Origin of the sequence: Chamaesiphon sp. VAR_48_metabat_403 (genome assembly GCF_031422475.1) — a bacterium.
Taxonomy (GTDB): Bacteria; Cyanobacteriota; Cyanobacteriia; order Cyanobacteriales; family Chamaesiphonaceae; genus Chamaesiphon.
This window is the reverse complement of sequence record NZ_JANPLS010000190.1, coordinates 1-6,900: the sequence shown is the minus strand read 5'-3', so window position 1 is coordinate 6,900 and position 6,900 is coordinate 1. Positions and strand designations below refer to the sequence as shown.

Here is a 6,900-nt window from a genome sequence, read left to right as displayed (position 1 = left end):
AAAATAAGCATCAGTCAGCCGATGGCTAATTTATGATGTCCTCAGCGTATCTGGATGTGCGGCGATCGGTAAATTAGACTTTTGTCGATACTTGTCTCAATCGCAACCGAATTCGATCGGATATAAATTGTAATATATGTGCTTGTATAGCTGGTGTAGAATACTGCTATGAAGCAACTTAGCGGTTGCGGTGCATTCGACTTTCGCAGGTAGGCGAGAAACTTATCGATCGTGCCTGATTTATCGATCTTCAAAAACCGAGTTAGATCGTCGATATTCGATCTCTGACCTAGTTTGCGTGTATTTGTATTAAATAATACTTCACTTGCCCATTTTATCACTAGTTACCGATAACTGCTTCCATTTATAACTAAAGATGATGAGGTAATTAGCTATTCCGATAATTATTCAGTCGTCACAAATCGATTATTTATCTCTGTATTTAAAAAACCTGCCGATCGACTTTATTTAAAATTGGTGTAAAAGTTATGGCTATAAATTCTTGCTTGGATAATAGAGAACATTTAATTCAGGAATTAGATCCCAATAGTTTCTTCGATTTACAAGCCGAACAAATTGCCGATCTCCAGCCGATTTTTTTTACAAGAATCGTTCATTCCCATCCAATTGACAAAAAAAATCTAGAAGTAATTGCCTATAGCAAAGCAGCCGATCGATTGAGTTCAGGTATCATCGATTATTTAAGATCGGAACAATGGCTGGTAGACTATCCAGAAGCATTTACAGTCGATCGGATCGAGCTACCCAACCCAGCATATTTTGGCTACTTCTGTCTGTGGGGATACCGCAACAGTCAACCCGAATATATTCAAGTTATCGCCGATCGACCTTTATCGCCCAGCTTGCAAGTATATCTCCAAAAAGCAGCCATGTCGATCGATAAGTATGGCGAAATGTGTCGAGATTGTAGTTTGCAAAGATCGGAATCTCAACTGCTCCAAGAGATATTTCAAAATGTTAGCCATCAATTACGCAATTCGATTTCGCTGATTTCTTTGTGCGCTCATAATCTGCGCTTGGGCTTACCAGAAACCAGTCCTGTCGGCGCACAAGCTCAAATAGTTTGCGATGGCATTCAGAACTTAGATCTGAGCCTCACCGAACTACTCGATTGCAGCCAGTCACAACTACCCAGATTAGTACCTCAAGACCTCAGAAAGCTAGTAGACGAAAGTCTAGAAAGATTGCAGCCGTTAATCGCACACAAACAGTTAAAAGTGACAATCTCCGAAACATCGACATTATTAACAGTCGATCGCTCGCAAATGCAACAAGTTTTTGATAATCTGCTGAGTAATGCCGTCCATTTTAGTCCGATCTCCGGGACGATTACCTGTAGCTGGCAGATTTTTCAAGGTGAAGTTTTAATTAATATCAGCGATGAAGGCACTGGATTATCGCCCGAAGATTTACAGAAAATTTTTAACCCTTTTTATTCGCGACGAGCTGGCGGTACTGGATTGGGTTTAACGATCGCCAAAAAAATCGTTCTCGGACATCAAGGTAGCCTCTGGGCGCAAAATATCGGATCGAAAGGCGCGAAATTTTCGTTAATTTTACCACGATAAATGTAGCTTGGAAGGCAATGGATATAGACCGACAACTATCTGTACTAATCGTCGATGATGACAATCGATTTCGGCAGGGATTGGTAACTTTTTTGAGCTTTGTTAGCGTTAATGGTTCGATCGATGTAGTTGGCGAAGCAACTGATGTAGATCGATCGATCGAGTTAGCAAACCAACATCAACCAGATTTAATTCTGTTAGACTTAGAGCTAGATCGTAGCGACGGTATTACCGCCTTAATCGCGCTCAAACAGATTTCATATCATGGTAAAATTTTGGTACTATCTGGGCATCAAGAAGATGAATGGATTTTCAGAGCGATGCAAGCTGGTGCGTCTGGCTATGTATTTAAAAGTCGAGTGGCTACTCAATTAGCTACTGCGATTAATACAGTGATGCAATCGGAGATTTATTTACCAGCAGAAGCGACTAGTAGTTTTTTCAGGCATTTTCAGTCCGAAGCAGAAACTCTCCCGCCAACTTGTCAACAACTCCACCTCACCGAACGAGAACGCGAAGTTTTATATTGGCTGACTCAAGGTGCATCAAACAACCAAATTTCGCAGCATTTATATGTAACAGTCGCTACAGTTAAAGCCCATCTAACCAGTATCTTTGAAAAACTACACGTCACCAGTCGCGCCCAAGCAATTGTCGCTGCTGTTAAGTTAGGCTTTAGGTTTTAGGTTTTAGGGGAAAAGGGAAAAGGGAAAAGGGAAAAGGGGAAAGAAAATAGGCTCGATCGTTTTTCTCCTCCCACACTCCCCACACTCCCCACACTCCCCGTCTCCCCAGTCCCCCCGTCCCCCCACCCCCCTCTATGGATATTTCCGAAAACTATTACCCAGAATATCCTTGTTCGCGGAATGCGCCGTTTAATTGCGATCGACCGAGAGAAACCGCCCAGGAAGTCAAAGGTGCCAAATTTTGCTTGGATTGTGGATTCCCCGCATTTTTGTCGCTTCCAGCTCAAATTGACGGACAGCAGGGTAATTATCAAGTTACTAGTTTTCTAGGCGTGCGGGGGATGAGTCGCCTGTATGCGGGTGTGCGGATGCAGGATAACCAACCCGTAACGATCGAGGAATATTTAATTCCCGATCGTAGTTTTAGTAGTGAAGAAAGTCAGCAAATTAAAGATACTTTTACTAAAGTAGCTGGAGTCAGTTTAGCAGATGGTCGAGTCCAAAACTTCCGTTTAATTCAGACTTGGGAAGCAATTGCCGAGCGAACGATGGGACGTTGTTATGCGATCGTTCATAGCCTACCTGGTGCGATAACTTTAAATCAATATTTACGCGAAAATCAAACGATAAGTGCCGAACGAGTTCGAGAAATTTTAAATCAAATTTTGCAAACGTTAGAGTTTTTACACACCCAAAAGCTTCGTCTTCCCAGCCAACAAGTACGTCCTGGTTTGGCGCATGGTAATTTAAGCTTAGATAGTATTTTAATTGAAGTTAAAAATGAGCGCGAGTTCGATATTTATTTGTGCGATTTAGCATTGTGGCAACATTTATTTATTCCAGGTCAAATTAGTAATTCGGGTAAAGGTGGAGAGGCTTCTGCTAAAGAAAATTGTCATCGAGATTTAACTGCACTAGGCACGATTACCGCTCAATTGTGGGGAAGCAAACAAATCGATCTTAAAAATGAAGATTGGGGACAGTCAGATCTGCCATTGCGCGCCTTTATCCAACAATTAAGCGGTGCGGGCACTCCATTTGAAAATGCGCGGTTAGCTCGGTTGGCATTGCTGAAATTACCGAAGATCGATCGCGAACATCCACTCGATGCCTCAATTACCAGCGATGCGCCCCCAGTTTCGCACTGGAAAAAAGTAGGGATTATCGGCGGTGTTTCTAGTTTATTACTATTAACCGCCTTGGCAATTTGGTTTGTTCTAGGTCGTAATTCCAAATCAGAATTGACAGCTTTTCGAGATTGGTATGCGCTGTTATCTGGCTTCTCCGATGTCAATGGAGTTCCGACGGGAGAATTTACGTATGCAGGTGAAAAGGATGGCTCCTGGACGAATGCGCTGACATTAAGACCGCAAAGCGATCGCACTCTGCAAGAATTATTTACTAAACCTAAAGCCGATGTATCTGCAAACTTTACCTACGAACCAATTGCTTCGCCAAATATCGATAGTGCTAGCAAACCGATCGATAGTGTAATCACCGATAAACAATCCAAAAACTTTGCCATTACTAGTTTAACCACTAGTATTCCCGCTACCTTCGATCGGCAACAAATTGCTTATGATGGCTTGATTGTATTCGTCGCCTTTAGTAAAAAAGCGACCAGCCTGCCTAAAGCTCTTAATGGTAAAATTACGATCGAACAACTTCGCCAAATTTACACAGGAAAACTCACTAATTGGCAACAACTCGGCGGTACTAATTTACCGATTAAACCCTCTGCACCGACAGAACTTGAAGCTCTACAACTTTTTAAAAAGCTGATCTTCAAAGACGATCCCGAAGATATCGTACTATTCAATAACACAGTCAGCCGCGCGGCAACCGAAATCACCCAGCAGCAGGTTCTCAAAGAATTTGATGAAGAGCGGGCGGGAATTGTCGGGTTTGGAACTTTAAGCAAAACTTGGAACCAATGCTCTGGCTATCCCCTGGCGATCGTGAATGGCGAAAAACCACCCGTACAAGTACTATTTAGACTCAGCGGCAAACCGATTAACCCCGCCGATAACTTGTGTGACAAAAATAATTATCTAGACGTTGCCAGCTTCCAATCGGGGCGTTACCCCTTAGGTTATGCAGTCTATGTAGTGTATCCTAAAGATAACACGCTGCCGCCTGCGGGTAGCAAATTTGCCGAGCTGTTGAAAACTCGCCAAGGACAGTGTTTATTGAGTAAAGTGGGGCTGGTACCATTACAACCCATGCCAGAAAAATATCTAAAATCCAATGTCTGTAAATAGATGCCCTAATCCTAGCTGCGAGTATTTTAATCGCGTCTTACCGAGTAATGCTAAAGTTTGCCCGATGTGCGGTACCGCATTAGGAAATGCGATCGCATCAGTACCGCCGCCGCCCAGAGAGATACTGTTGGCGGGGGTAGCACTCCCACCACCGCCAGTAGTCGAGACACCTGCTTCCGAGCCAGCATTAGATCGGACGCAATATCAGCCGCGTGCATCTTCAGTTCCTGCTACCCCAATTCCACCCGCCGCAGATCGCATCCCGCTGCTAAAATTAGTACACAGTTCTGGACATGAGTATAACTTGTTTGGGGAAGCTGGCTTTATCGGTCGGCGCAGCCCTAGCAAACAAGTTCCGCCAGAAATCGATCTTTCTGGAATCCCTGGCGAAGATATTATCTCCCGCCACCACGCGCGCGTCGCCTGGGATGCCGCTCAAACGGCTTATACCATTGTCGATTTAAGTACCAATGGTATTTATCTCAATGGCACTCTCCTGACTGCTGGCGTACAGTATCGCCTGGTTAATGGCGATTCATTACAACTAGGGCAAGAAAATTTAGTCAATTTTCAAGTAGTTGTTAGTTAGGATCTGCTGCTAATTAATGCGGATCTGGAGTCGATTGCGGTTGACGAGTGTTAAGTTCGACAATCGCATAATCCCTAAATCTATCCATATCCGCCTGAAGAGTAGAGTCAACAGCATTACGGACGAAATCATTATTCATCAATAATGCTAAAATTCCCGGCACTTCATAAGTAAAAGTCAGTTTGACAATACTAGATTCCTTGCGATCGTAAAATCTAATCGCCCCTCGATTTGGTAAGCCATCGACAGATTCCCACTGAATAATTTGATGTGGAATTTCCTGAAGAATTCGGGACAACCACGTAAATTCTAGCGTCTTAGTCGCTAGTTTCCAGCGCGAAAGTTCGGGTGTATCTTCGACGATGGTAACTGATTCGATCCACTTCATCCAACGCGGCATCAGTTCGATATTGTGCCACAGATTCCACACATGCTCGATCGGTGCAGCAACTTCGACTTGAACGCTATGCTCTAACCATTGTGACATAAGTATTGTGGGGGGTGGGGGGAGTAAGGAGTAATAAGTAAGGAGTAAGGAAAATCCCCTCCCAGGAGCGAAAAGTGCGTTCTTGGGGCGCGAGCTTTGTGGGGGAAGCTTCCCCCACAAACGTCGCTTTTTTCCCCTGTCTTGTCTTGTCGTTTTATTATTCGGGGGGAACCCCCGAATAAAAACGCCGCTGTCTCGCCTTTTTTGACGGGGAACCCGTCCAAAGGCGAGCCGCAAGTAAAGCACCTTTTCAAGAGAGGGGTGCCCGTAGGGCTACTGGTCGGGTCACCCGCCCAGTGGGGTGGGTAGATCTTCGCTAAAACCTAAAACCTAATTTTTAAAGCTGGCGAGAATTGCTGTAGCTGCTTGTTTGCCAGAAATTGTTGCACCTTCCATACTATCAATATAATCCTGAGCGGTATAACTACCAGCGAGGAAAAAGTTATCGATCGGGGTAGCTTGGGTGGGGCGGAATGGATCCATTCCTGGTTGTTCGCGATAGAGCGACTGAGCTAGCTTGACAACACTCGACCATGTAACATTCAGTTCGCTAGCAGAGGGAAATAGTTCCCGCACTTGCGTGAGGACATGCTCGACGATATCCTCATTTTTCATGGGGATAAAGGGTTCGCCAGGAGTTAGGACGACTTGTAATAGCGAACCTTCACCCTCTCGATAGTAATCGGCGGGGCTGGTTAGCGCAAGATCGGCAAAACAGGAAAAATCAGCATCGGCACTATACAACAGATTATCGAGTCCGGCGGCGTGGTCTAACTGTTTGCGCTCGGCACCATCTTGCATTTCTGTCACCCAACCATCGAAGCGCAGTTGGACGGTAGCGACGGGTACGGCAGTAAGCTTGAAAATATTATCGAAAAAAGTCGATTTGCGCCAATCGGCTGGTATAATGCGATGAATACCCGGCACGTCGCACGCGCAGACGTAAGCATCCGCCGAGATTGTCTCGACATTTTCTCCATTAGCAATCGCAAAGCCATCGATGTGAATATTATCGCCTTCGCCTGTATATTTAATTTCTCGCAATTGACTGCGGGTGTGAACTTTAGTGCCTTTAGATTCTAAATAATCGACGATCGGTTTGAGGAGATATTCAGCGGGCGAACCGACCAACATGTTTAGCTTCGATGCTTCGGTTTTCGACGCGAACATCATAAAAATCGTCAACATACAACGCGCCGAGATATTTTCGGTATCGATAAACCCCAACGCCAGCGCGATCGGATCCCACATCCGGCGTAAGCTATGGTTATTACCGCCATGCGATCGA

Annotated in this window: 6 protein-coding genes; 4 read left to right on the top strand and 2 right to left on the bottom strand. The window is 44.7% G+C overall.

Annotated elements, in window-relative coordinates:
- The first annotated feature begins 488 nt into the window (after positions 1-488).
- The 4 genes from RMO79_RS09110 (at position 489) to RMO79_RS09095 (ending at position 5,125) form a co-directional block, all read left to right on the top strand.
- Positions 489-1,589 (top strand): HAMP domain-containing sensor histidine kinase, encoded by a 1,101-nt coding sequence (locus RMO79_RS09110; protein WP_310482801.1) that lies wholly within the window; start codon positions 489-491, stop codon positions 1,587-1,589.
- A gap of 17 nt (positions 1,590-1,606) precedes the next feature.
- A complete protein-coding gene (locus RMO79_RS09105) occupies positions 1,607-2,275 on the top strand; it encodes a response regulator transcription factor (protein ID WP_310482800.1) in 669 nt (222 codons plus the stop codon).
- Positions 2,276-2,409: 134 nt separating this feature from the next.
- Positions 2,410-4,536 carry a substrate-binding domain-containing protein gene (locus RMO79_RS09100; RefSeq protein ID WP_310482799.1) on the top strand — a complete coding sequence of 709 codons (2,127 nt, stop codon included), beginning with the start codon at positions 2,410-2,412 and terminating at the stop codon, positions 4,534-4,536.
- Positions 4,523-5,125 carry an FHA domain-containing protein gene (locus tag RMO79_RS09095; RefSeq protein WP_310482798.1) on the top strand — a complete coding sequence of 201 codons (603 nt, stop codon included), beginning with the start codon at positions 4,523-4,525 and terminating at the stop codon, positions 5,123-5,125. Before RMO79_RS09100 ends, RMO79_RS09095 begins: the two co-directional genes overlap by 14 nt.
- 13 nt (positions 5,126-5,138) lie before the next feature.
- Here the strand turns inward: RMO79_RS09095 and RMO79_RS09090 are convergent, their stop codons facing one another.
- Together RMO79_RS09090 and RMO79_RS09085 are read right to left on the bottom strand one after the other, a co-directional pair.
- Complete coding sequence (locus RMO79_RS09090; RefSeq protein ID WP_310482797.1) at positions 5,139-5,612, bottom strand: SRPBCC family protein; 474 nt, start codon at positions 5,610-5,612, stop codon at positions 5,139-5,141.
- Positions 5,613-5,942: 330 nt separating this feature from the next.
- The coding region (locus RMO79_RS09085) for an FAD-dependent oxidoreductase (protein ID WP_310482796.1) at positions 5,943-6,900 on the bottom strand (958 nt) is incomplete at its 5' end.

What these genes read in the sequence shown, in the direction of transcription:
- RMO79_RS09090 (WP_310482797.1), bottom strand. Translation starts at nt 5,612, where the DNA reads ATGTCACAATGGTTAGAGCATAGCGTTCAAGTCGAAGTTGCTGCACCG.
- RMO79_RS09105 (WP_310482800.1), top strand. Translation starts at nt 1,607, where the DNA reads ATGGATATAGACCGACAACTATCTGTACTAATCGTCGATGATGACAAT.
- RMO79_RS09100 (WP_310482799.1), top strand. Translation starts at nt 2,410, where the DNA reads ATGGATATTTCCGAAAACTATTACCCAGAATATCCTTGTTCGCGGAAT.
- RMO79_RS09110 (WP_310482801.1), top strand. Translation starts at nt 489, where the DNA reads ATGGCTATAAATTCTTGCTTGGATAATAGAGAACATTTAATTCAGGAA.
- RMO79_RS09095 (WP_310482798.1), top strand. Translation starts at nt 4,523, where the DNA reads ATGTCTGTAAATAGATGCCCTAATCCTAGCTGCGAGTATTTTAATCGC.